This is a genomic window from Legionella sp. 27cVA30 (assembly GCF_024160945.1).
Classification (GTDB): domain Bacteria; phylum Pseudomonadota; class Gammaproteobacteria; order Legionellales; family Legionellaceae; genus Legionella_A; species Legionella_A septentrionalis.
The window spans coordinates 356238-378568 of the sequence record NZ_JAMYXK010000001.1; the positions used below are offsets into that span (position 1 = coordinate 356238).

Sequence of the window (22331 nt, forward strand, 5' to 3'; positions counted from 1 at the left end):
ATATTGAAATGGCACATAAAAAAGCAGGCGGTAGTACACGTAACGGTCGCGACTCGAATCCTAAGTATTTGGGCGTGAAGCGTTACGGCGGTCAACTTGTCAATGCAGGTGAAATTCTTGTGCGTCAACGCGGCACGCGTTTTCACGCAGGAGAAGGTGTTGGCCTGGGTCGTGATCATACCTTGTTTGCCTTGGTAAGCGGGTATGTGCAATTTAAGACCAAAGGCACAAAAAATCGTAAGTTTGTAATGATTGATCCTGTGGCAGCAGAACAGCAAGGTTAAACCTTCACCGACGCAGTGCGTCATTCTTCAGGTTTGAGAACGCTGGTTAGTCGTCAGGCAGCCAGTGTTCTATAATATCTCACTATAATATTTATCCCATAAGTAGATAATCATGCGATTCGTTGATGAAGCCGTCATTAGAGTTGAAGCTGGCCGTGGCGGAAATGGCTGCTTGAGTTTCAGACGCGAGAAATATGTTCCTCGCGGTGGCCCTGATGGTGGTGATGGCGGCGATGGTGGCAGCGTATATCTGCAAGCCAACCATGACTTGAATACGCTGGTTGATTTTCGTTACCAGAGAATTTATAAGGCCCAATCCGGGCAAGGTGGCATGGGCAGTAATTGTACGGGTAAAAAAGGTGAAGATTTAATCATCCAAGTCCCTGTGGGTACCATGATATTTGATGCCGATACGGAAGAATTAATCGGCGATATTCGTCATCATGGTGAGCGTTTACTGGTCGCGCAAGGCGGTTTTCATGGATTGGGAAATACGCGCTTTAAAAGCAGTATTAACCGCGCTCCCCGTCAAACGACGCCAGGCTCTCCCGGCGAGGTCCGGCAGCTCCGCCTGGAATTACGCGTGCTTGCGGATGTTGGTTTGCTAGGCTTGCCCAATGCCGGCAAATCGACATTAATACGTGCAGTTTCCAGTGCCAAACCTAAAGTTGCCGATTATCCTTTCACTACGCTACACCCCGAATTAGGTGTAGTACGGGTGGGGCCGCATAAAAGCTTTGTGATGGCCGATATTCCAGGTTTAATTGAAGGGGCAGCCGAAGGCGCAGGTTTAGGACATCAATTCTTACGTCATCTGTCACGAACTTGTGTTTTATTGCATGTGATTGATATTTTCCCGTTGGATGAAAGCGACCCAGTAGAAGCTGCACAAATTGTCCTGGAGGAATTGGCTGCCTATGATCCCGACCTTCTTGGTAAACCCCGCTGGCTTGTTCTTAACAAAATTGACATGATTCCGGATGAACATCTGCGCAAAAAAGCCATCGAAAACATTATTGCCGACCTTAAATGGCAAGGGAAAGTATTTGCTGTCTCTGCCATTCGCAAAGAAGGTACGGAAGAATTATCTCAAGCGTTGATGCAATTGATTGATGAGATGCAGCAAGCGGAAACTTAACCATTCCGCCGCATAGAGAAGAACCAGCGGACTGAAATACGGAATTTTGTGCGTTTCGCTGCCCTGTTCTTTATCCGTATTGTACTTAATGGTCAACTCCGTCGTTGCACCCGGTTGCTGCAGCCAGTATTCAGCCAATCCGCTGATGTGGAATTGCAGGCGTGCCGTTTTACTTTTATGAAACTGAACTTGCTGGTAAGTTTTGGGACTATGGATTAAATTTTGCAATTTGCCCCCAGTCGCCTCATCAATGATGGCAATGGGCGCCGGTAATGCTGCCAATGCTTCTGCCAATAATTCAGACGCTTTAAATTCAGGCGGGGAAATGATATGCGCCGTGATCAGAGGCTCGATGGTGTCTTTTACTTTTGCCATGATTTCTTCCCGGCAGCGTACCTTAAACTCAACATAAGGTGCCTCCCAACGGTACCCTGTTTCGCAAGCCAAATCGGCTAAGGCTTCGTCCAGAATGGGCGCAATCTCTCCCTCTGCCACCCCAAACAAGCGCCATTTTAATACTTTTTTATGACTATGCTTCGTCGTTTGTAAAACAGGCAATACGTATTGATGGAACATGGGTAAGCACTCACGCGGCGGACCTGGGAGCAAGAAAAACATTTTATTTTCTTGCGGGTAATAGCACCCCATCGCGCTGCCATAAGGATTGGCTAATAATACCGCCTCACGGGGGAAAAGCGCTTGCTGCTGGTGGCCTGCATTCATCGGCAAATTTATGCGTTTAAGTAAGGTTTTTATATGCGCCAAAGCTTCGGGAAATTCCTTTAACTCTGAATTCACATAAGATGCTAAAGCATAGCGAGTTCTATCATCAGAAGTGGGTCCAAGCCCACCGGTTAAAATAATGATATCGTGATGAAGCCCTAGAAATTGGAGACTGGCTAAAATTTCCTGTTCACGATCCCCGCACATTACATGCGTCCCCAGAGACAATCCTTCAGAGCATAACGCATGGGCAAGCGCATGCGTGTTGGTGTTTAAAATATCACCATGAATCAATTCATCACCAGTAGCAAGAATAGCAATCGTCATGACCTAGCACCCCTTTAGTGGGATTGAATGGCGCATTTCTGCATGGGTTCGATTAGGACGAAGTTGAATGCCCCATAAAGAATATACCGGATTTCCAGTTATATACCGCGCATCCGCGACGGTGAACGGTTGCCGGCACGCTACAATTAAATATCCATCAGTAAACCAGTTAAATACTCTTAAGTCACGTGATAATTTCCCTGTTTCAGACAAATAAACAGGCATGTCCTTCGCAGCGAAAGCAGGGAACAAACCTAACGCATAAACTTTACTGCTCGAAAAAGGCGAAGTATGCACCGCCGCAAGAAATATTTGCTGATTATGGTGCGCCGCTGCATACCAATGGGTTGAACTGGCTATCTCAGGAAATGCACGTATGCGAGTTAGATGCCAATGTTGTTGCCTGCCATAAGCTTCCACTGCAGTTATAGCCCGGTGATGTTGCCATCCATTAAACATGAGGAGTAACCCCATGAAACCCAAGGCTAACAATACTCCTTTTAGGTCAGCAAACAATTGCGTCCAAAGCACTCCGCAAACCAGCGGCACGGTTACAAACGGGTCAATGATGGGAAGCAAATCCCAGGCAATTCGGCAATTTGAAAAAGGCCAAAATAAAACGGTCCCATAACTGGTCATTGCATCTAAAATCCCATGAGTTGCATAACCTATCAGCGCTGCTGAAAGAGTCAGCAACCAGCGCGTACGAAATCGTTTAAAAGGCAACAATGCCAAAGCCACCAATAACCCTCCTATGGGAATAAAAGCCAAGGAGTGGGTGAAATGACGATGGTAGATAAAAATCAACATGGGATCTGAAGAAGAGCGAATCAAGATATCCAAATCGGCCGCCATGCCTGCCAGTGCCCCAATCAGCCAGGCATTTTTTTTATCTTGCCTGAATAAAAAAACTTGCGAACAGGCGGCTCCCAGAGCCGCTTGGGAAACAGGATCCATGTTTTTACCTCAATAGCAAGGGGGCTTGCTGAAACGCAATGTCTTCTTTGTCAAAGCGCTGTGTAATCAATTCGTATAATTCAGCCTTAACGGCTGCAGTATCCTTGGTATGCGTCCACAGGGATAATTTTAATTCCAAAGCCGCATCGTTAAAATTGCTCACCACTACTTGCGGGGCAGGAGTTTTTAAAACGCTCTTATTTGCGTGCACCAATTGCAAAAGAATTCCTTTTGCCCGTTCCAAATTATTGTGCTGCCTTATACGTAGCAGAATTTCAGTTTTTCGTGTCTTGAAGTAACTCATGTTGATGATTTCCGATTTCATCAACGTTTCATTGGGTATACGAATTCTTACATTGTCAGCAGTTTTTATTTTTGTTGATAAAAAATCAATGGAATCGACTGCGCCAACCATGTCTTTTACCTGAATGGTATCGCCAATTTTAAAAGGACGTTCAAACAATAAAAAAATGCCACTGATTAAATTGGATGCTGCAGTTTGGGATGCAAAACTGAGTGCTACAGTAAAAACACCGGCGGCGCCAAGCAAAACAGACATTTGCACGCCTAATTGCTGTAACGCTGAAATAACAAATATGAGTAATAACCCATAAAATACCAAACGGCGTGCCAAGACGGTTTGATGGACAGAAAAATGCTTGCTAAAGGCACGAGTCACCATGGCGCTCAAGCGCTTAGCAAGAAAAAATCCCAAAATGAGTAAAAGCACAGCATAACCGAGTTTAACCCAACCGATAGCGGTTAAAGCTTGCATTGCCCCTCCCTGCCTTGATGAAAATTACAAAATAAAAACCCCGTCAAAACGGGGTCTTTTTGCATAAACCGCAATTATTCTTGGGTTTGATTGTCAGTGGTTGTTGTTTCAGTGGTTTGGGTGGTCGTAGCGCCAGCACCTTGATCATTGGTTTGAGCTGGTTTTGTAGTGGTTGTTTCGGTTTTAACTTCAGGCTGTTTTGGTCTGTCTTCACATGCAGTCAACAATAAAGCCATTAAACCAGCGGTTAATATCATCACCAACTTTTTCATACTTATCTCCCATTTGTTAATTTTTTTATTTAGTGAGCTTCCCTTCACAAGTCTAGCAAAAATTTACATATTGTGAAGAAGTTAAGGCGGTTAATTCTATTAAAGATTCCCTAAAACTTCTACTTTGTTATTTTTTTAAAATAAATTTAGCTCGAATTTATGCATTTTAATCCCATTTTAACATTACTGACTTGCTGGAAGCCTTTTGTTAAGATCCAGGCACTTTTACTCTGGTGTAAATTCAATGTCCAGTGCTCCTCATACCCCTATGATGCAACAATACTTGCAGATTAAAGCAGCTTACCCAGACATGTTATTGTTCTACCGCATGGGGGATTTCTATGAATTATTTTTTGATGATGCCAAACGCGCGGCCAAGCTTCTGGATTTAACTTTAACCCACCGTGGGCAATCAGCAGGCAAACCTATCCCTATGGCAGGCGTTCCCTACCATGCTGCAGAAAATTATTTGGCACGCCTTATTAAAAAAGGAGAATCGGTTGCCATTTGTGAGCAAATCGGCGACCCGGCACTCAGTAAGGGGCCAGTGGCTAGGGAAGTCACAAGAATCATTACGCCGGGAACAGTCACCGACGAAGCTTTATTGGAAGCAAAACACAATAATTTTCTTCTGGCCATTCATCAGCAAAAACATATAGGTCTTGCCTGGGTGGATTTAAGTGCAGCCCGTTTTCATATATTGCAGCTTAATGATATCAATGAACTTCAGGCTGAAATTAACCGCCTGCAACCTGCTGAAATTTTATTGCAAAATCAATCCTTGCTGGAATCCATATCCGTACATTCGACCCTTAAAATAAGACCTGCCTGGGATTTCGATGAGAAACATGCAAAAGAAAAATTACAAGCTCAATTTGGCAGCTCGTTTATTTCCCCGGCTGCTGAAGAACAATACAAAGCCGCTCTTGCAGCTGCCGGTTGTTTGTTAACTTACCTCCACCTCACACAACGACAAGCACTACCCCATTTAACCACAATTACTTATGAAAAAAGTCAGGATTATTTACAATTGGATGCGGCAACGCAGCGCCATCTGGAATTATTTGAAAACCAAAATAGTAAACGCGATAACAGTTTACTGGCAGTTATCGACAACACAGCTGGCGCCATGGGCAGTCGCTTGTTGAAAAGTTGGTTGAATCGACCCCTGCGTAACCATCAAGCCATTCAAAAAAGACAAAGCGCTGTGCAAGAACTCATGCAAGGCCAACAAAATAACCAATTGCATTCATTGCTCAGACAAATTTGTGATGTGCAGCGCATTGCAGCGCGGATAGCCTTAAAATCTGCAAGACCGCGTGATTTGGAAGCGTTGAAAAATACCTTAGGCATCATACCAAACCTGCGCAATCTACTTTGCAGCTCTACAAGTGAATTGCTTGTCGAGTTGATCGCCCGCTTACACCCGCTGCCTGCATTATTGGATTTGTTACAGTCTGCTATTATCGAAAATCCGCCTGTCTTGATTCGCGACGGTGGTGTCATTGCCGCAGGCTTTGATGAAGAGTTAGACGAATTGCGCTTATTAAGCGAACGGGCTACGGATAAACTCATCGAAATGGAAATGGCGGAAAAACAAAAATCTGGTTTATCTTCGTTGAAGTTTGGCTACAACCGCGTCCAAGGTTATTACATTGAATTATCACGCGCCCAGGCTGAAAAAGTTCCCGCGCATTTTCAACGCAAACAGACTCTTAAAAACGTAGAGCGCTACATCACACCTGAGTTAAAAGTTTTTGAGGAAAAAGTTTTAACTGCACAAGTTAAGGCCTTGGCTCGAGAAAAATGGCTTTACGACAATTTATTGGAAGAAATGCAACAATCCCTGCTGGAACTGACGCAGCTTGCCCAGGCACTGGCTGAACTTGATGTACTCAATTGCCTGGCTGAACGTGCGCAGACTTTAAACTGGGCTTGCCCGCAACTCGTTGAGCATAACCTTATCGAGATAAAAGGCGGCAGGCATCCGGTGCTTGAACAAATATTGCAAGAGCGGTTTATAGCCAATGATTTGCATCTTAAACCCCAGCAAAATATCTTGCTTATCACAGGTCCCAATATGGGCGGCAAATCCACCTATATGCGGCAAAATGCATTAATTATTTTATTGGCACACACCGGCAGCTTTGTGCCAGCAGATTCCGTACGCCTTGGACCTATTGATCAAATTTTTACCCGCATTGGTGCAAATGACGACCTAGCTTCAGGACGCTCGACGTTTATGGTGGAAATGACTGAAACTGCGCACATTTTAAAACAAGCTACGGCGCAAAGTTTAGTGTTGATTGATGAAATTGGCCGCGGTACCAGCACATTTGACGGCATGGCATTAGCCTATGCTTGTTGTGCTCATTTAGCGCAAAAAGTTTGTGCATATACATTATTTTCCACACATTATTTTGAATTGACCAAATTGCCTGAAGAATTTTCTTGTATTCAAAACGTGCACGTGCAAGCGGCTTTAAGCCAAGATAAAATCGTGTTTTTGTATAAAATGAACGAAGGCCCGGCAAATCGCAGTTATGGACTTGAAGTGGCGGCATTAGCGGGCATACCGAAAGATGTATTGGTTCTGGCAAATCAATATTTGCATACAGCCCAAGAATCTTACCGTGAAGCCCCAGCTACCCTACCCGTACAATCTCCGATTTTGCATGAGTTGGCAAAGGTGAATGCGGACAGTTTAACACCCCGGGCCGCGCTGGAATTAATCTATCAATTAAAAGCAATGGAGCTTTTGGAAACGACAATCTAATTATCTTAATTAGGCAACGTCCCTAAAGTTTTTTAGACAAGATTTCATCTTAAATTGAGCACAAATTTTTCTATTTCACTTCGATCTACCCCCTCTCCCGCGATAGGAGCTTTGATAGTATGATGATGCCCTTCGCGGGAGAGGGTTGGGGAGAGGGAAATGGACAAATCTGCGCTAAGACAACGAGCCCGTAGTTTACGAAAAAACAGCACCGATGCTGAAAGATATCTTTGGTATCATCTTCGAGCAGGCAGACTCGGATTTAAATTCAAGAGACAAGTGCCAATAGGTGCGTATATCGTTGACTTTATCTGCCTTGAAAAGCGACTAGTTATCGAGCTTGATGGTGGTCAACACATGGACAATAAAATTTACGATACCCAGCGCACGGATTGGCTAATGAGCAATGGGTTTAAGGTCTTGCGCTTTTGGAATCATGACGTTTTTCAGCAAACGTCTTTTGTCCTCGAAGTGATTATGTCTGCGTTACTTTAATGCCAATAGTATGCTCACAAACATCACGCCAGTGAGGTACATCCTGGCTGTTTTATCATATCTTGTAGCAATTCTTCTAAAACGCTTAATTTTCTGAAAAAAGCGCTCAACAATATTTCTTTCCTTGTAGATATCGCGATCATGAGTCGTTGGATGCAAACGATTCTTTTTGCTTGGGATAACAGCCTTTATCCCATCATCTGTTAGCGCTTTTCGAAAACCATCAATATCGTAAGCCTTATCTGCCAGAAAGTATTCACAATACTCATTCGCCCAAACTTCATGAGCGACTTGACTCTCATGTACTTGGCCAGCTGTTATCAGTATATTGACGAGTTATCCGTGACATTCCCTCTCCCCAACCCTCTCCCGCGAAGGGCATCATCATACTATCAAAGCTCCTATCGTGGGAGAGGGGGTAGATCGAAGTGAAATAGAAAAATTTGTGCTCAATTTAAGATGAAATCTTGGCTAAAAAACTTTAGGGACGTTGCCTAGTATTAGGCGCACGTTATTAAATGCCACCAATCCATTTACTGCCCCCAGCTATTAGTATAGCTGGGGCCTTATTAACTGGGTGACCAACTGGGTATCATCCTAAAATTAGCATGCCCACTTTCTTTTTTAGCTTCAAAAACGGGGGGTGTAAACATTTTAGGGGTTGCTTGCAGCCCATGTAAGATTCTGTAACTGCTCACGAGATCGTTTTTTTGCTGCGGGAACGTGTCAATTGCAGTTTGTAATTGTCCCTCATTTGTCACATAAGAGCGAAACTCTTTCATTAATTCAATATATAAATCACCCTTGTGTTCGGGAAATAACTGGCTCAATAACTCCAGCTTCCTCACTTCCCTCTCGGTATATTTGTGCAGCAATGGCAACATTTCCTTAAAGACTTGTTCCTTTTTCCCGGGGTTACTTTCAACGTTTTTTCGTAGTGAAGAAATATTACAATCGCCAAAAAACATGAGCTCCTCCTAATCATTATCTGTCGCTGCTTTTAGGTTTTTAATAAAAACCCTTACCGCCACTCTATCATAAGGCGCTGCAATCCCTATATTGTTTTTAACAATGGCTAGGACCATGAATTTAAATTGACAGGAATGTACACATTAGGGCTAGAAAATCAAAAATAATTTTCATGCAACTTGATTTTACTGCTTAAGCTCGAACCTTTTTTCGTTACCGCTTGCATGCTGGCATCACGCTCTTTACCGGCTTTTTCACCATCTTCCTCAAGTGTGAAAAAACCAAGCTTGCAGTGTTTGATTGAATTTGCACCCAGCTCTGATTTCTCTATCGTTTGCTTAGCAAAATAATCTTTTTCATAATAGGGAAAGCCAGTTTCATTTGGAGCTAATATCTCGCTTGCAATGAAGTCATTGGATGGCGAAATTTGGGATTTTTGTGCAGATTCGTTGCAATAGTGGTCATTCTGCACATTTTTCAGGGCGCGAGCGTCGTAAATGCGCGTGAATTCTTTTTCCTTTTCATTCCAATTTTTCGGTAATCTGCTGCCCAATGTAAAGAAATTAAACCAATTATTATTCAAGTCCATGGACTTCTCACGGATCTTTTTTATTTCAGTTTGAAATGATTGCAGATAGGTATTAACATCAACATTTGTTACTGCCTTTGCCAGTAACTTGATAAGCTCCGGCGGGATCCCGACGTACACATAAGCATAATGCGCCCCAAAAGAAATAAGGTAACGGTTAATATAAGGGATTCTTAACGCCACCTGGGTGACGCTCACAACCATGCTGTTATTTATCTCATTTAAAAAATTCAACCCTGCATCAAGCTCTGTTAACAACACAATAGCATAGGGCCGCAGGGCGTTGCTCTTCATTAACTTGCGCAACGATTTTAATTCAGCAGGGATGAAGATGGTTTTTATCACATCAGCGCCCATGTAAATGACGGGATGCTTTGCGATTCTTTCTTTGAATTGTTTTAGTTTGAGGACGTAGTCATTGTCATTACGTTCAATTTGCTTTAAAAAATGATTTGCGCTTTTGCCAAGCAAATTAGTACTGGCCAAGGATAGCCACCAACTCATGGTAATAGGGTCGAGAGTAAGCTTGGGAATTGTGGTGGAGTTTTCCGGTATTTTAAAATCAACTTGGTGTGCGTGCATGATGCTCATTAAATATAAGAAATTGGCTAAGCTCGCATCAATAACTGCATCGCTTAAATTTCCTTGAGCCATGCTTTTGATGACATGGCCTGCAAGCGCTTCTATTCCATTAAACATTAATCCAAAGCTGGTAATAAAAGATTTCTCGGCGAGCAAAAGATGCACTTGATGCTCGGCACATATTTTTTTTCTTGCTAAAGGGTATTGGAACGTGATAAATCCCCGCCAATAAGCATTTAATAGTAACCCTGCGGGATAACCCACGTAAGGAATAAACTTAACCATGTTTTGCGAAGCAAGCATGGCTAGCGAACCCCAGAGAAAATGTACTTGTAAGCTGACTTCTTTATTTAATCTGTCCCCAGTAATTTTACAATCCTGGCAAAGTGTAATTTTATTATGGTTGGCAGAACCCAATTCTTGCGTATTAAATTCCTCATTAATAAATGGAGTAGAACCAATCGTGGCCGCCGTATTATAAACTACATTTCTTAACTTAAGACGCGTATAGAGCACCATATAAACCGCTGTATCCAAAGAAGTCTCTGCCACTTGAAACAAGACATAGTCTTCATAATCGCCAAACTGGTTTTTAAGTTGTTCTTGTAATAATTTTTTCGCGCCCCGATAGATTACAAATGGCGCAGCAAACTGAATGACATTGATAAAGAAAGAATTGGCCAATAGAAAGCGCAGATTTTCCGAATCCTTAACCTTTTTTACCGTATCCGGTACGGCTGCAGTATGGGTTAACAAATGACCGCCAAAATCAATACTGTAATGGATAATTGCGAGGGTAATTTTTTTTACATAATTCCAAACATTTCGCAGCATGGCAATCCTTGTCTGGCTGTTAATATCTAGATTGTATTTGCTGATTTAGGTGAATACAAATTTTCATTCACCTTTCTGCTGAGTTGATTTAGAACAGGAAATGCACTGTAGCAATAGAAACTGGATGCAAAAAATTTTTAAAAACGCTGACTTTGGTTTATGGTAATATACTTGGCCGGGTAACAGCACACAGCTTGGTTACCTTGCTGATTCAAAAATACACCGCATTGAGTGCGGCTAGAGTAAGAGAATTGAGAAATAAATTTATAAAAATAAATTTCTGTAAGCTGTTTCGCTATTTTTTCCTGGTGCTCTGTTGCCTGCCATTAATAGGAGCCCTGGAAACCATTAACCCTACCTACTTCAAAGTTAATGGCATCCGCGGCGAAGCATTAGCCAATGTGCAATACCGGCTGCTTGAACTTTATAAAGATGATGCCATTACCCGAGTTCCTCCAGACGTTTTAAAAGAACAAATTGCCAAAGCGATGTATCCTTATGGTTTTTTCGAACCCAAAATTATCCTTGCTTACAACAATGACAAAAAAATAAATATTAATATAATACCCGGCCCGCAAATGCGTATTAGTTCTCTCACGGTACGGGTTGTTGGTGAAGGCGCAAATAACCTCAGAATCAAGGAGGCAGTAGACAAACTTTCCATTAAGGCAGGACAACCTCTAAACAATCCTTTATATGAAGAAGCCAAGAATAATTTATTAAGCGCTGCTGAACATCAAGGCTATCTGCATGCCGCTTTTGATAAATCCCAAATTCTTATTGACAAAAAACGCTATAAAGCCGACATCACCTTAATTTTTAACACGGGTGCACAGTATTATTTTGGTAAACTCACCTTCTCCCCTACCTATGTGTCGCCTGAATTATTAAGACGTTATGTTCCTTTCAAATATGGGGAACCCTTTTCTACTGAGCAAATTATGGCTTTGGAAGGCAACTTGTCTGCAAGCGGCTATTTTAAATCAGTGGTTGTAAAGCCTGATATTGATGATATTCGCCATGTACCAATCGATATTCATTTAGAACGTGTGCACCGCATTAATTATTCATTTGGTCTTGGTTATGGTACAGACACCGGACCCCGCGGGCGGGCGGGTTTACATATTGCTCCCGTCAATCGGGCAGGACACAAATTCAATACCATTGTACAAGGCTCATTTAAAGAAAATGCTTTATTAACGCAATACATCATCCCTGGAGCCAATCCGGTTACCGATAAATACAGTTTATCAGGCAGCCTGTCTAATCTTAACTACAGCAGCGGTTATGCAAATTCCGTGCTCTTATCTGCCGCCCAACAACATGCCAAGGCGAATCATCAGCGCACATTGTCTATCAATGCCCTGGACGAGCGCTATAACTATAGCGGCGAACCTAAAAATACGGAAACGGTTGTGTTCCCGAAAGCTACTTTTACATGGCGGAAAGTCAGCGATCAATTATTTTCTCCCAATGGTTACAATGTTACTCTCAGTGGTTTGGCCGCCAGTAAAGCCGTACTTTCAGATATAAATCTGGCACAAGCGTCGCTCGATGCAAAAGCTGCGTTCACCTTTGCACCTTTACGCACGCGTTTGTTTTTTCATGGCATACAGGGATTCACCGGCATCGATAATATCAATAACTTACCTCTATCCTTGGCTCTACTTTTAGGAGGTGCGGAGAATCTTAAAGGATATGGCTATAATTCCTTGGGTCCCGGAAAAATTTTAAGTTATGCCGGGCTGGAAATCCAAAAAGAAACGTTTTCAAAATGGTATTTAGTCGGTTTTGTAGACGCTGGCGATGTTTATCAACCTGCGCCTAAGGAATTCAAATACGATGCCGGTATTGCATTAATGTGGGTTTCACCCGTTGGACCTATCAAAGTAGGAATAGCACAAGCGTTAAATAACAGGTTTAATAATACGGAAGGCCGAAATCCGAAATTGGTAATCAACATGGGACCTGATCTTTAATGGGTTATTTAAAATCAGCAGCGTACATTATTTTCCTTGTTTTCATTCTCTTGGCGAGTTTGGTTTTATTCTTACTAACGACTACGCCAGGTTTATACGTAGCACTCCAATTAGCAAACCTTACCCTTCCTGGGACACTGGAAATCCATCACCCTCAAGGCCGTTTAATTGATGAATTATCTTTCTCAGAACTCACTTATGCAGATGACACGCTGACCGTCCGCCTCGTTCACGGCAGAATAAACTGGAAATTGACCAGCCTTCTGCATAGAAATTTTTCTATTTCCCGTTTATATGCACGCGAAGTATTAATTGATATTAAAGACACGCCCAAAGCAATTGAACAAACGGCTTCCCAAGACTTCTCCTTCCCCACACTCCCTGTGGATTTAACCATCCATAAGCTTACCATAAAAAAAATAGAATTCAGGCAACTGGGAATCACGCATCAAGTGCAAAAATTCCATGCCAAAGCTGTCCTAAACAATAAGATTTGGGATTTTCCCGAGCTAAGTGCCGCTTATGGCGATTATGCTTTTTCCTTGCAAGCAACAGGCGGTGTACAAGCCCCTTACGTTTTAACTGCATCCTTACACGTCATGCCGCTGGATTTACAAAAAGAACAATTACAGGCACATTTCAACCTAAACGGTGATTTAAATTTGTATCATCTGCAAGGACAATTGAGCGGCCCTGTGCAAGGCAATGTTGCAGGTTTACTAAAAAAAGGGCGTGATGTGCACGTGAAAATTTCCTGGAACCACTTAAAATGGCCTATTCACGATAAGCAGAATGTGGAGACCAAGAAAGGCAGTATAACCGTTACCGGCACTCTCCCCAATCTTAATATACAAAGTGAAGTGGATTTGCTTACACCTGTGGCGGCGCAATGGACAATGCAAGCCTGGGTTAAAGATAAAAAAGTGCATGCACGCAGCGTTATTCGTACCGCGCAAGGAAATATTACTAATACCCTTGCATATGATGAAAAATCCCAACCTAAATTACAAGGCCAGCTAACTTCAAAATCCTTTAATCTCATTCCCCTGGGAATACCCATAGATGAATTGCAATTTACGACAAAATTTTCCGGCGACTCTGTAAAAACCTTATCAGCGTATTCCAATTTGTCGGGACGTTATTTAAATACGCTTTTACAAGCCAATGTGTCTTATGCAGAAGAAAAGGTGAAAGGAAGGATTGCTCTAGGGCCTAATACCATTACTTTCAAAGGCCAACCCCCGCTACAACTTGAAGCAGCTTTTACACTCCCGCAGCCTAAGCTTTTAACAGAAGCGCTGGCAGGATTGGAAACTACGCTGACGGGAAAATTAATTCTACGAGACGAGCAACATGGGAAATTAAACCTCGCGATAGGGGCCGGAAAATATCAGTCTGCGCAAGATCCAGACTTGCCTCCCATTTTATTTCAAGGGGGAAATATAAATTTTAACCTGCAACCGGACAAGCTTAAGATAGCTGGAATGTTAATCATTGATCCGAATAAAAAACTGAATTTGAATTTTAACTTCCCCAAGTTTCATCTAACGCAATTCAATTTAGCCCGGCAATCTGTGGATGGAAAATTAAACCTGAGAATCAATTCATTACAATTTCTCAAAGGATTAAGTCCATTATTTGAGAAGCCCGAAGGCGAATTGACAATGAATTTGCTCGTCAAAGGCAAAGTACAGAAACCCGTAGTAGAGGGTGAATTGTTATTAAACAAGGGATACGTGTTTATCCCGAAATTAAATCTGACATTAAACCCCATCGAAATCCGCCTCATCAGCCAGAATCAACATTGGACTGCAAAAGGAATTGCCCATGCAAAAGGCAAAAATTTGACCATTGACGGAAACGGGCAATTTACCCCGGGATTGTCCGGGATGATAAAATTAACCGGCGAGCAATTTCCTTTGATGGATACAGCCGAAACCACGCTTAATATTTCTCCAAATTTAACGTTAACTTTTAAAAATAATGCATTTGCCCTCGATGGTACCGTGCTTGTTCCTTCCGCCACATTAAAACCTATTTCATTTAGCAGCACGGTTGATTTAAGCGAAGACGCCGTTTTTGTGCAAGATGAACCCGCAGCCGCCCCGCTTAATCTGACCACTAATGTCAAAATTGTGATGGGTGATCATGTGGAACTGGACATCAAAGGGCTACATGGATTCCTGGACGGGAGTTTACAGATTAAACAATACCCGAAACAACCTCCTTTTGCGGTAGGTGAATTAACCATACGTGATGGCACCTATAAAGCATATGGACAAGATTTAACCATCCAGGAAGGACAATTGCTGTTCAGTGGTGGTATGATCACTAATCCAGGCATCCGTATCCGGGCAATACGCACTTTTAAAAATGCTTCGGGAAATTTTTCAGGCTCCAATCAGTTATTTGATTTCAATCCGGGAAACCTGCAAACACTGGACTTGGGAAACAAAACGATAGTGGGCATTGAAGTAAGCGGGCGCATCAGTTCGACCAAAGTAAAGCTGTTCTCAATCCCTGCCAATTTATCGCAAGCCGATATTTTATCGATGCTTATCCTGGGGAAACCTGCCAATCAAGCCAGTAAATCAGGCGGGCAATTGCTGCTGACTGCAATTTCTGCCATGGATCTTGATTCAGGGACTAAGGGGGTTCAATTATTGGATCAGCTTAAACAAGCCTTAGGGTTTGATTTTAATCTGGAAAGCACATCGCAGTACAACCAGCAAACGAATCAGATGACGGATGGAACAGCATTTGTAGTTGGCAAATCATTGACCAATCGTTTGTATTTAAGCTATAACATAGGCTTGTTCCAGGAAGACAGTAACGTTTTAACCTTAAAATATTTATTAAACAAGTTTTTCAGCCTGCAAGTCACCGCCAGTGATTCAGGCAGCGGCATTGATTTACTTTATACCCACAGCCAGGATTAACATGACACAATACCATCTGCCATTGCGCTTGACGCGTTTACGGCGTACACCGAAAGCACGCGCCCTCATCCGGGAAACACGTTTGCATGCCGAGCAATTGATAGCCCCTCTTTTCATCAGTGAAACCTTGACGGCAAAACGGCCTATCGGTGCAATGCCTGGTTTGTTTCAACTTACTTTGGATGATTTACCGGAAGAAATCGCAAGCATTTCCAAACTAGGAATTCCAGCAGTGTTATTGTTCGGCATCCCACAGCATAAAGATGCAGAAGGCAGTGCTTCCTGGCAAGAGGACGGTATTATTCAAAAAGCAATCCGTAAAATACGCAGCATTAATCCAGATTTATTGATCATTGCGGATGTATGTTTTTGCGAATACACCGAGCATGGGCATTGCGGGGCTTTAAAAAATCAAATGATTGACAATGATCATACCCTGGGCTTGTTAGCCAAACAAGCACTGAGCTATGCCCAGGCCGGGGCTGATTGGGTAGCTCCTAGCGGCATGGTGGATGGCATGGTCTTGGCTATTCGACAAGCTTTAGACGCTGCCGGTTATCAAGACGTGGCTATTTTAAGTTATGCAGTGAAGTACAGTTCCTCTTTATATGGCCCTTTTCGTGAAGCAGCGGAAGGCGCACCTAAGTTTGGCGATCGCAAAACTTACCAAATGGATCCTGCCAACGGTTTGGAAGCCATCCGCGAAGCCGCATTGGACTTGCAGGAAGGTGCCGATTTACTGATGGTCAAGCCGGCAATGAATTATCTGGATGTTATTTTGCGCATAAAACAAAAATTCCCGGAGGTGCCGCTCTGTGCCTACCAAGTCAGCGGCGAATATTCCATGATTAAAGCCGCGGCAGCGCAAGGGATGCTCGATGAAGAACAAGCCATGCTAGAGAGCTTGCTTGCGATTAAACGCTCAGGCGCTGACTTTATCATCACCTATTTTGCGAAAGCTGCTGCTCAAATCCTTGCAAAAAAATAAAGCTTCCTGCATATCACTTAAAAAAATTAAAGCGCAGTCAGGAGCGTTCTGTTCTCCTGACTTTACTCGTGCCACCATTTAGAATCAGGGATCTTTTGCAAAGAAGCCAGTAAAGACACCTACGCACTTACACCATTACAACAGGATCTGTCATGGCAAAAATTGAAAGAACTGCGGGCATTGAATTTATAATTTTTGCAAAACTTCCTGCAAATGCTTCACTGGCTCCACTTCGATGGCCATCGCTTGTTTCGGAGCATTTGCATGCGGAACGATCGCGCGTTTAAATCCATGTTTTGCTGCTTCTTTTAACCGTTCCTGGCCACTTTGCACAGGTCTTATTTCACCTGCAAGCCCCACCTCGCCAAAGATAATTGTTTTGCTGTCAAAAATACGATTGCGAAGGCTGGATACAACAGCTGCAAGCAAGGCTAAGTCACTGGCAGTTTCTGTTACTTTCACCCCGCCCACTACATTGATAAACACATCTTGATCGTAAGTCGGTATGCCGCCGTGGCGGTGCAGCACTGCCAATAAAATTGCCAAACGATTTTGTTCAAGCCCGGCAGTAACCCGCTTCGCTTGTTGCCCATGTGCCTGATCAACTAAAGCCTGCACCTCCACCAACATGGGGCGTGAACCTTCCCACGTTACCATGACTGCGCTGCCAGGAGTAGGGTCCGGTTGGCGGGATAAAAAAATGGCTGATGGATTGGCCACTTCCTTTAAACCACGGTCGGTCATTGCAAAGATCCCTAATTCATTGACTGCCCCAAAACGGTTTTTGATGGCACGGATAACCCTAAACCGGCTGTCGTTTTGACCTTCAAAATATAAAACGCAATCCACCATATGCTCTAATACCCGAGGCCCGGCAAGAGCACCCTCTTTAGTCACATGCCCCACTAAAAATACGGCTGTTTGCGTCATTTTAGCAAAGCGCACCAATTGCGCGGCTGATTCACGCACCTGACTTACACCCCCGGGTGCGGAAGAAATAGTATCAGTAAAAATGGTTTGAATGGAATCAATGACCATAACCCGCGGTTTTTCCTTTTGCGCGTGTGCAAGAATGGATTCTACCTGGGTTTCCGCCAAAAGGCGCAACCCGGCCACAGGCAATTGCAAGCGCTTGGCACGCATAGCCACTTGCTGCAAGGATTCCTCCCCGGTCACATAAAGCACATTTTGCTGTTGCGATAAATTGGCCAAGGTATGCAGTAACAAGGTGGATTTTCCAATACCGGGATCGCCTCCAATCAAGACCACAGAACCATCCACCAAGCCGCCGCCAAGGACCCGATTTAACTCCGAGAGGCCACAATCCATACGGGATTGATCGTCTAGTGCCACGTGCTCTACCAAGGTCACTTCGGAACGTTGGTTCGCATAATTGCCCAAACGCTGGCTTTTACCCGATGGGGCTTGCTCTTCCGTCAGGGAGTTCCAGGCACCGCATTGGCTGCATTGCCCTGCCCACTGGGAAAAAAAAGCAGCGCACTGGCTGCAGACGTATTTGCTTTTAATTTTCATGCTTACCTCATCAGAACCAGAAAACTTGTAAAGAATCCTGCTGCACCATAAACTGGGGGCATTGTGCAAGTGCAAAGCACCCAGTTTAACACCATAAACAAGATGGAATTAAATGAATAAAAAAATTTTTGAATGGGCAATCGTTGGCGCCGGACCTGCCGGCATCGCCGCGCTGGGGAAATTGCTCGACCATGGCATCGCCCCTGAAAAAATTCTTTGGGTTGATCCTGAGTTTGCCGTGGGGGATTTGGGGAAACACTGGAGCAATGTATCAAGCAATACCAGCGTGCGCTTGTTCTTGCAATTTTTACAAAATGCATCTTCTTTTGCTTATGAAAAAGCTCCTAAAGCATTCTTGCTTAATCAGTTACCGCAAGAAAAAACCTGCCTTTTACAGCATATTGCCGAACCCCTGCAGTGGGTTACACAACAGCTTTGCCAAAACGTGCATGCAAAACAAACCATGATCCATGAAATGAAGTTGTCTAAGCGGGTTTGGCTTTTACAAAGCGATAGCGAAACGTTTGCAGCAAAACAGGTTATTTTGGCTACAGGAGCAGTTGCTGAAAGTTTAAATCATCCTGAAATTGAAACCATAGCTTTTGAAACAGCCATCGATTGCAAACTTCTTGCACAAGCAGTAAAGCAAGAAGATAGCATTGCAGTATTTGGTTCTTCACATTCTGCAATCATTATCATTAAAAATTTGGTCGATTTAGGCGTTAAAAAAATCGTTAACTTTTACCGCTCCCCCTGCCGCTATGCCGTGAACATGGGTGATTGGATTTTATTTGATAACGCAGGATTAAAAGGCGAAACTGCCGAATGGGCAAGGGAGCACATCGATGGAGTGCGTCCTGACAATTTGAGCCGTTACATCAATAATGCCGCAAATCTTGCCAGTTTTTTACCTGAATGCAATAAAGCCGTCTATGCCGTTGGCTTTAAAAGGCGTAACAGCATTCATGTCCATGAATATGAGCCCATTCAATATAACCCGCATCTTGGCATCATTGGTCCAGGATTATTCGGACTGGGGATAGCCTATCCTGAGCTAAAAGCAGATCCATTTGGCAACGAGGAGTATCAAGTCGGATTGTGGAAGTTCATGGTCTATTTAAATAAAATCCTGCCGGTTTGGCTTAAATATTCGCCATAATGGCAAAAGAGGAAAGGTTGAAACCCGAGGCTAAGGCAGTATAATTGCATGCTTTACTTGGCCGCAGGTAGGAATATGACTAAGACAATTCATTTTGAAAAAACAATTACTGAACTTGAAGACATCGTTTCCCAACTGGAAAAAGGTGAATTGTCTTTGGAGGATTCTTTAAAACAATTCGAAAAAGGCATCACCCTGGCGCGAAAATGCCAAGAGATATTGACGCAAGCGGAACAAAAAATCGAAATGCTCTCAAGCTCCAAAACCATTGATAACGGGAAAGCTGATGACTAATCAATCCATCAGCGCTTATGTGACCCGCCATGAAAATTTGTTATTAAGTTTAATTGAAACATCCGATATTCCCGCAGCGCGTATCAAAGAAGCCATCCTTTATTCTTTATTTCCGGGAGGAAAGCGCTTACGCCCACTTTTAGTTTATTTATGCGGTGAATTAATCGATGTGGAAGTTTCCTGCCTTGATTTTATTGCAATTGCCATCGAGTTAACGCATTGCTACTCCCTGGTTCATGATGATTTACCCGCCATGGACGATGATGACATACGCCGCGGCAAACCAAGCTGCCACCGTGCTTTTGATGAAGCCACTGCCATTTTAGTAGGCGACGGCATGCAAGCCTTGGCCATAGATGTATTGCTTACCCATTTGCCACAATCATTAGACGCCTCGCAAGTAACCGCTATTGTGCATGAATTGGTTAAAGCCAGCGGCCCTGCCGGGATGGTTAGCGGGCAAAGTTTGGATTTGTCTGAACTAACCCTGAATATTACCGAAGAACAGCTTAAGCAGGTTCACCAATTAAAAACCGGAAAATTGATATCGGCTTGCATTAACATGGTGGTCGCTGCAGCAAAGCCGACGCTTGAAGAAGTGAATGCTTTGCGCAAATTTTCCTCTTGCCTAGGCTTGGTGTTTCAAATGCAGGATGATTATTTAGATCAATATGGCACGCTGGCACTAGGCAAAGGGCGGGCTTCGGATGCTGCCAATCAAAAGAAAACATTTGCCGCTCTTTATGATCAGCATCAGCTAGCCAATTTGATCAAACAACATTACGGGCAAGCAGAAAAAGCATTAGCACTATTTGGAAATAAAGCCCACAATTTATTGGCATTAATCCACTCGTTGCAACAAAGACATTAGGAAATAACATGCTGGGTGCTCTGACTACCATTAATTATAATTTTTTACTCAAATGCCTCGGTTCCTTAACCGTTGCAGCCGTAGCTGCGTGTATTTTAATCAGCATGTTTTCCCTTTTGAGTTTGGCATTAACACCGGTATCAGTGGTACCAGCCACTATGGCCTTGGCTACCGTCACGGCTTCCACAGCTGCCGTTTTGCCCCTATTGGCGGCAGGGCTTTTAATCGTTGGCATGGTTGCAATTGCGGCTATTTTAGCATTAACGCATGCTGCTGGCAGGTGCGATGCCTCTATTGAAAATCCGCATGTGCACAGGCACCCCAGCCATCATTATCCCCAGCATGTTCATTCCAGTTTCTTCCATTACCCACCCACTGTCCACGTTGAGAATCAGTCAAACCATCACTACCATACTCATTTAATGTAATTAAGCGGCCCTTATAAAGCCGCTGCCTATCTTTTTAAGTATTGTAAAATGAATTGTCCTTGCTGCTGATTTTTGTCAGCACAGTGCAAAAAAACCGAAAAATCCTCGCAAACCCGGTAAAAAGTTCCATCTTCTCAATCTCTTAATTATCTGTTATGTTATTTGCCGAACTCATAACTTAAAGGTTAACCATGCCAATCATCAATGGGACTCGTTCTCAAAAAAAAGAAAAAATTAAAGCAGAAATTAACAGCGAAATCTTTACTCAAATTAATGAGTATTGCGCTTGGGCAAAAATAGATGACATCGGTTTTTTTATTGAAGAAGCCGCCAGCTTTATTTTTGCAAAAGACAAAGATTGGAAACAACGCAAAAAATCCGCAAAAAAACGTTCAGAAACTTCGGCAGCCTAACAACTGAAATTAACTCCCTTTTACCGGGTTCAAGCGGAGGATCTAAGTGAGGGTTGTCTCCTTTTTTATGTAGGAAATCCCTTACATCCTCCTTTATGTGTCGCAACCAAAAGTTCGGAGAATTAATCTTACGGGAAATAAAAAAAATTCCTTGACAGTCAAAGGTTGCCTCATTAAACTTCGAGTCTCTTTGAACGTAGCAATACGTAGAAGTAAGTAACCATCAGGGGTTATAGCTCAGCTGGGAGAGCGCTTGCATGGCATGCAAGAGGTCGGCGGTTCGATCCCGCCTAGCTCCACCAACTAGTGATGGTTTAGTTCCAGGGTCCCCATCGTCTAGAGGCCTAGGACATCGCCCTTTCACGGCGGTAACAGGGGTTCGAATCCCCTTGGGGACGCCATTTGTTTAATGGCAAAAGGTACAGCTTATAAACATGTTTTAGATCCAGGTCCCCATCGTCTAGAGGCCTAGGACATCGCCCTTTCACGGCGGTAACAGGGGTTCGAATCCCCTTGGGGACGCCATTACTATTTTCCTTTATTTGTTACATACAAAGTCAACTCTCATCTTCCCTGATCTAACTAACTTTCGGCATAGTTACTTATATTGCTTAATTGCAGTAAGATAAGACAAGCCCTATAATCAATTTCCCATTTTACAGGAAAAAATAATGACTATTGCTGAAAAAAACAATCCCCTGGAGAATCCATTAACTGGCGAAGATTATGCTGAAGCAATGAATTTTATAGGGCAAAATTTATTATCATCCCTGGCCCAATCGATAGAAAATCTGCCGGCAGAATTACGCAACCGTCAAGTTGTATTTCAGGGCTTGTCCGCTTTTCTGACCAATATTATTTATAAACAGTCGCCGACAAACCAAACTTTTTGCAATGAAATGCTTGATGATCTTGCCAAACTTATTCGCCAGCAATTGAATGAAATTTACCAACCCCAACCTTCTGCATTCAACTAAAGTAGATTGGATCAATTGATCCAATCTAC

Annotated in this window: 21 protein-coding genes and 3 tRNA genes; 16 read left to right on the top strand and 8 right to left on the bottom strand. The window is 43.2% G+C overall.

The window, feature by feature from the left end; all coding sequences use genetic code 11:
- The first annotated feature begins 8 nt into the window (after positions 1-8).
- Both rpmA and cgtA read left to right on the top strand, forming a co-directional pair.
- Positions 9-284, top strand: coding sequence for a 50S ribosomal protein L27 (gene rpmA, locus NKV53_RS01560; protein WP_126953581.1), 276 nt, complete (start codon positions 9-11; stop codon positions 282-284).
- 112 nt (positions 285-396) lie between these two features.
- On the top strand, positions 397-1422 hold the full coding sequence (cgtA, locus tag NKV53_RS01565) for an Obg family GTPase CgtA (protein ID WP_126953580.1): 1026 nt from the start codon (positions 397-399) through the stop codon (positions 1420-1422).
- On the opposite strand, the gene NKV53_RS01570 is transcribed toward cgtA, so the two are convergent.
- From NKV53_RS01570 to NKV53_RS01585, 4 genes are all read right to left on the bottom strand, one after another.
- Entirely contained in the window at positions 1369-2472 is a 1104-nt protein-coding gene (locus NKV53_RS01570; RefSeq protein WP_126953579.1) for a molybdopterin-binding protein, read from the bottom strand. The two genes, cgtA and NKV53_RS01570, sit on opposite strands and share 54 nt — an antisense overlap.
- Before the next feature lie 3 nt (positions 2473-2475).
- A complete protein-coding gene (locus NKV53_RS01575; RefSeq protein WP_127032665.1) occupies positions 2476-3429 on the bottom strand; it encodes a metal-dependent hydrolase in 954 nt (317 codons plus the stop codon).
- A gap of 4 nt (positions 3430-3433) precedes the next feature.
- On the bottom strand, positions 3434-4204 hold the full coding sequence (locus NKV53_RS01580; RefSeq protein WP_126953577.1) for a mechanosensitive ion channel family protein: 771 nt from the start codon (positions 4202-4204) through the stop codon (positions 3434-3436).
- A 74-nt stretch (positions 4205-4278) separates the two neighbouring features.
- Positions 4279-4476, bottom strand: coding sequence for a hypothetical protein (locus NKV53_RS01585; RefSeq protein ID WP_126953576.1), 198 nt, complete (start codon positions 4474-4476; stop codon positions 4279-4281).
- Positions 4477-4744: 268 nt separating this feature from the next.
- On the opposite strand from NKV53_RS01585, the gene mutS reads away from it, so the two are divergent.
- Positions 4745-7252 carry a DNA mismatch repair protein MutS gene (gene mutS, locus NKV53_RS01590; RefSeq protein WP_126953668.1) on the top strand — a complete coding sequence of 836 codons (2508 nt, stop codon included), beginning with the start codon at positions 4745-4747 and terminating at the stop codon, positions 7250-7252.
- A 159-nt stretch (positions 7253-7411) separates the two neighbouring features.
- Positions 7412-7747, top strand: a complete 336-nt coding sequence (locus NKV53_RS01595) for an endonuclease domain-containing protein (RefSeq protein ID WP_253350581.1) — start codon at positions 7412-7414, stop codon at positions 7745-7747.
- On the opposite strand, the gene NKV53_RS11975 is transcribed toward NKV53_RS01595, so the two are convergent.
- From NKV53_RS11975 to NKV53_RS01605, 3 genes are all read right to left on the bottom strand, one after another.
- Positions 7739-8074, bottom strand: coding sequence for a transposase (locus NKV53_RS11975; RefSeq protein WP_371923164.1), 336 nt, complete (start codon positions 8072-8074; stop codon positions 7739-7741). The genes NKV53_RS01595 and NKV53_RS11975 overlap by 9 nt on opposite strands.
- A gap of 242 nt (positions 8075-8316) precedes the next feature.
- A complete protein-coding gene (locus NKV53_RS01600; RefSeq protein ID WP_126953783.1) occupies positions 8317-8715 on the bottom strand; it encodes a hypothetical protein in 399 nt (132 codons plus the stop codon).
- Between the two features lie 158 nt (positions 8716-8873).
- On the bottom strand, positions 8874-10721 hold the full coding sequence (locus tag NKV53_RS01605) for a hypothetical protein (protein ID WP_127033407.1): 1848 nt from the start codon (positions 10719-10721) through the stop codon (positions 8874-8876).
- A gap of 152 nt (positions 10722-10873) precedes the next feature.
- Between NKV53_RS01605 and NKV53_RS01610 the strand changes: the two genes are divergently transcribed.
- Genes NKV53_RS01610 through hemB form a run of 3 tightly spaced genes read left to right on the top strand, consistent with a single transcriptional unit; the run spans position 10874 to position 16627 of the window.
- Positions 10874-12700: an autotransporter assembly complex family protein gene (locus NKV53_RS01610; protein ID WP_233579829.1), complete on the top strand. Its 1827-nt coding sequence runs from the start codon at positions 10874-10876 to the stop codon at positions 12698-12700.
- A complete protein-coding gene (locus NKV53_RS01615; protein WP_253350583.1) occupies positions 12700-15639 on the top strand; it encodes a translocation/assembly module TamB domain-containing protein in 2940 nt (979 codons plus the stop codon). Before NKV53_RS01610 ends, NKV53_RS01615 begins: the two co-directional genes overlap by 1 nt.
- Before the next feature lies 1 nt (position 15640).
- Positions 15641-16627, top strand: coding sequence for a porphobilinogen synthase (hemB, locus tag NKV53_RS01620; protein WP_253350585.1), 987 nt, complete (start codon positions 15641-15643; stop codon positions 16625-16627).
- 186 nt (positions 16628-16813) lie between these two features.
- Here hemB and radA read toward each other — a convergent pair whose 3' ends face one another.
- Positions 16814-18160, bottom strand: a complete 1347-nt coding sequence (gene radA, locus NKV53_RS01625) for a DNA repair protein RadA (RefSeq protein WP_126953787.1) — start codon at positions 18158-18160, stop codon at positions 16814-16816.
- 112 nt (positions 18161-18272) lie between these two features.
- Between radA and NKV53_RS01630 the strand changes: the two genes are divergently transcribed.
- The 9 genes from NKV53_RS01630 (at position 18273) to NKV53_RS01670 (ending at position 22302) form a co-directional block, all read left to right on the top strand.
- A complete protein-coding gene (locus NKV53_RS01630; RefSeq protein ID WP_253350587.1) occupies positions 18273-19319 on the top strand; it encodes an FAD-dependent oxidoreductase in 1047 nt (348 codons plus the stop codon).
- A gap of 75 nt (positions 19320-19394) precedes the next feature.
- Complete coding sequence (locus NKV53_RS01635; RefSeq protein WP_126953789.1) at positions 19395-19613, top strand: exodeoxyribonuclease VII small subunit; 219 nt, start codon at positions 19395-19397, stop codon at positions 19611-19613.
- The gene (locus NKV53_RS01640) at positions 19606-20484 is read left to right on the top strand and encodes a polyprenyl synthetase family protein (RefSeq protein WP_253350588.1); all 879 of its coding nucleotides are present in this window, start codon (positions 19606-19608) and stop codon (positions 20482-20484) included. The genes NKV53_RS01635 and NKV53_RS01640 overlap by 8 nt, the downstream gene beginning before the upstream one ends.
- Positions 20485-20492: 8 nt before the next feature.
- Complete coding sequence (locus tag NKV53_RS01645) at positions 20493-20912, top strand: hypothetical protein (protein WP_126953791.1); 420 nt, start codon at positions 20493-20495, stop codon at positions 20910-20912.
- A gap of 191 nt (positions 20913-21103) precedes the next feature.
- Complete coding sequence (locus NKV53_RS01650) at positions 21104-21325, top strand: hypothetical protein (RefSeq protein ID WP_126953862.1); 222 nt, start codon at positions 21104-21106, stop codon at positions 21323-21325.
- A gap of 226 nt (positions 21326-21551) precedes the next feature.
- Positions 21552-21627: transfer RNA gene (locus NKV53_RS01655), tRNA-Ala, on the top strand.
- Positions 21628-21650: 23 nt separating this feature from the next.
- Positions 21651-21726, top strand: a tRNA-Glu gene (locus tag NKV53_RS01660).
- Between the two features lie 48 nt (positions 21727-21774).
- Positions 21775-21850: transfer RNA gene (locus tag NKV53_RS01665), tRNA-Glu, on the top strand.
- 146 nt (positions 21851-21996) lie between these two features.
- Complete coding sequence (locus NKV53_RS01670) at positions 21997-22302, top strand: hypothetical protein (RefSeq protein ID WP_126953792.1); 306 nt, start codon at positions 21997-21999, stop codon at positions 22300-22302.
- Positions 22303-22331 lie beyond the last annotated feature (29 nt).

Bases quoted from the DNA above. Each gene is read 5' to 3' on its own strand.
- NKV53_RS01580 (WP_126953577.1), bottom strand. From the start codon at position 4,204: ATGCAAGCTTTAACCGCTATCGGTTGGGTTAAACTCGGTTATGCTGTG.
- hemB (WP_253350585.1), top strand. From the start codon at position 15,641: ATGACACAATACCATCTGCCATTGCGCTTGACGCGTTTACGGCGTACA.
- NKV53_RS01630 (WP_253350587.1), top strand. From the start codon at position 18,273: ATGAATAAAAAAATTTTTGAATGGGCAATCGTTGGCGCCGGACCTGCC.
- NKV53_RS01570 (WP_126953579.1), bottom strand. From the start codon at position 2,472: ATGACGATTGCTATTCTTGCTACTGGTGATGAATTGATTCATGGTGAT.
- NKV53_RS01575 (WP_127032665.1), bottom strand. From the start codon at position 3,429: ATGGATCCTGTTTCCCAAGCGGCTCTGGGAGCCGCCTGTTCGCAAGTT.
- NKV53_RS01615 (WP_253350583.1), top strand. From the start codon at position 12,700: ATGGGTTATTTAAAATCAGCAGCGTACATTATTTTCCTTGTTTTCATT.
- NKV53_RS01645 (WP_126953791.1), top strand. From the start codon at position 20,493: ATGCTGGGTGCTCTGACTACCATTAATTATAATTTTTTACTCAAATGC.
- NKV53_RS01635 (WP_126953789.1), top strand. From the start codon at position 19,395: ATGACTAAGACAATTCATTTTGAAAAAACAATTACTGAACTTGAAGAC.
- NKV53_RS01670 (WP_126953792.1), top strand. From the start codon at position 21,997: ATGACTATTGCTGAAAAAAACAATCCCCTGGAGAATCCATTAACTGGC.
- NKV53_RS01600 (WP_126953783.1), bottom strand. From the start codon at position 8,715: ATGTTTTTTGGCGATTGTAATATTTCTTCACTACGAAAAAACGTTGAA.
- mutS (WP_126953668.1), top strand. From the start codon at position 4,745: ATGATGCAACAATACTTGCAGATTAAAGCAGCTTACCCAGACATGTTA.
- NKV53_RS01640 (WP_253350588.1), top strand. From the start codon at position 19,606: ATGACTAATCAATCCATCAGCGCTTATGTGACCCGCCATGAAAATTTG.
- rpmA (WP_126953581.1), top strand. From the start codon at position 9: ATGGCACATAAAAAAGCAGGCGGTAGTACACGTAACGGTCGCGACTCG.
- cgtA (WP_126953580.1), top strand. From the start codon at position 397: ATGCGATTCGTTGATGAAGCCGTCATTAGAGTTGAAGCTGGCCGTGGC.
- NKV53_RS01605 (WP_127033407.1), bottom strand. From the start codon at position 10,721: ATGCTGCGAAATGTTTGGAATTATGTAAAAAAAATTACCCTCGCAATT.
- radA (WP_126953787.1), bottom strand. From the start codon at position 18,160: ATGAAAATTAAAAGCAAATACGTCTGCAGCCAGTGCGCTGCTTTTTTT.
- NKV53_RS01585 (WP_126953576.1), bottom strand. From the start codon at position 4,476: ATGAAAAAGTTGGTGATGATATTAACCGCTGGTTTAATGGCTTTATTG.
- NKV53_RS01595 (WP_253350581.1), top strand. From the start codon at position 7,412: ATGGACAAATCTGCGCTAAGACAACGAGCCCGTAGTTTACGAAAAAAC.
- NKV53_RS01650 (WP_126953862.1), top strand. From the start codon at position 21,104: ATGCCAATCATCAATGGGACTCGTTCTCAAAAAAAAGAAAAAATTAAA.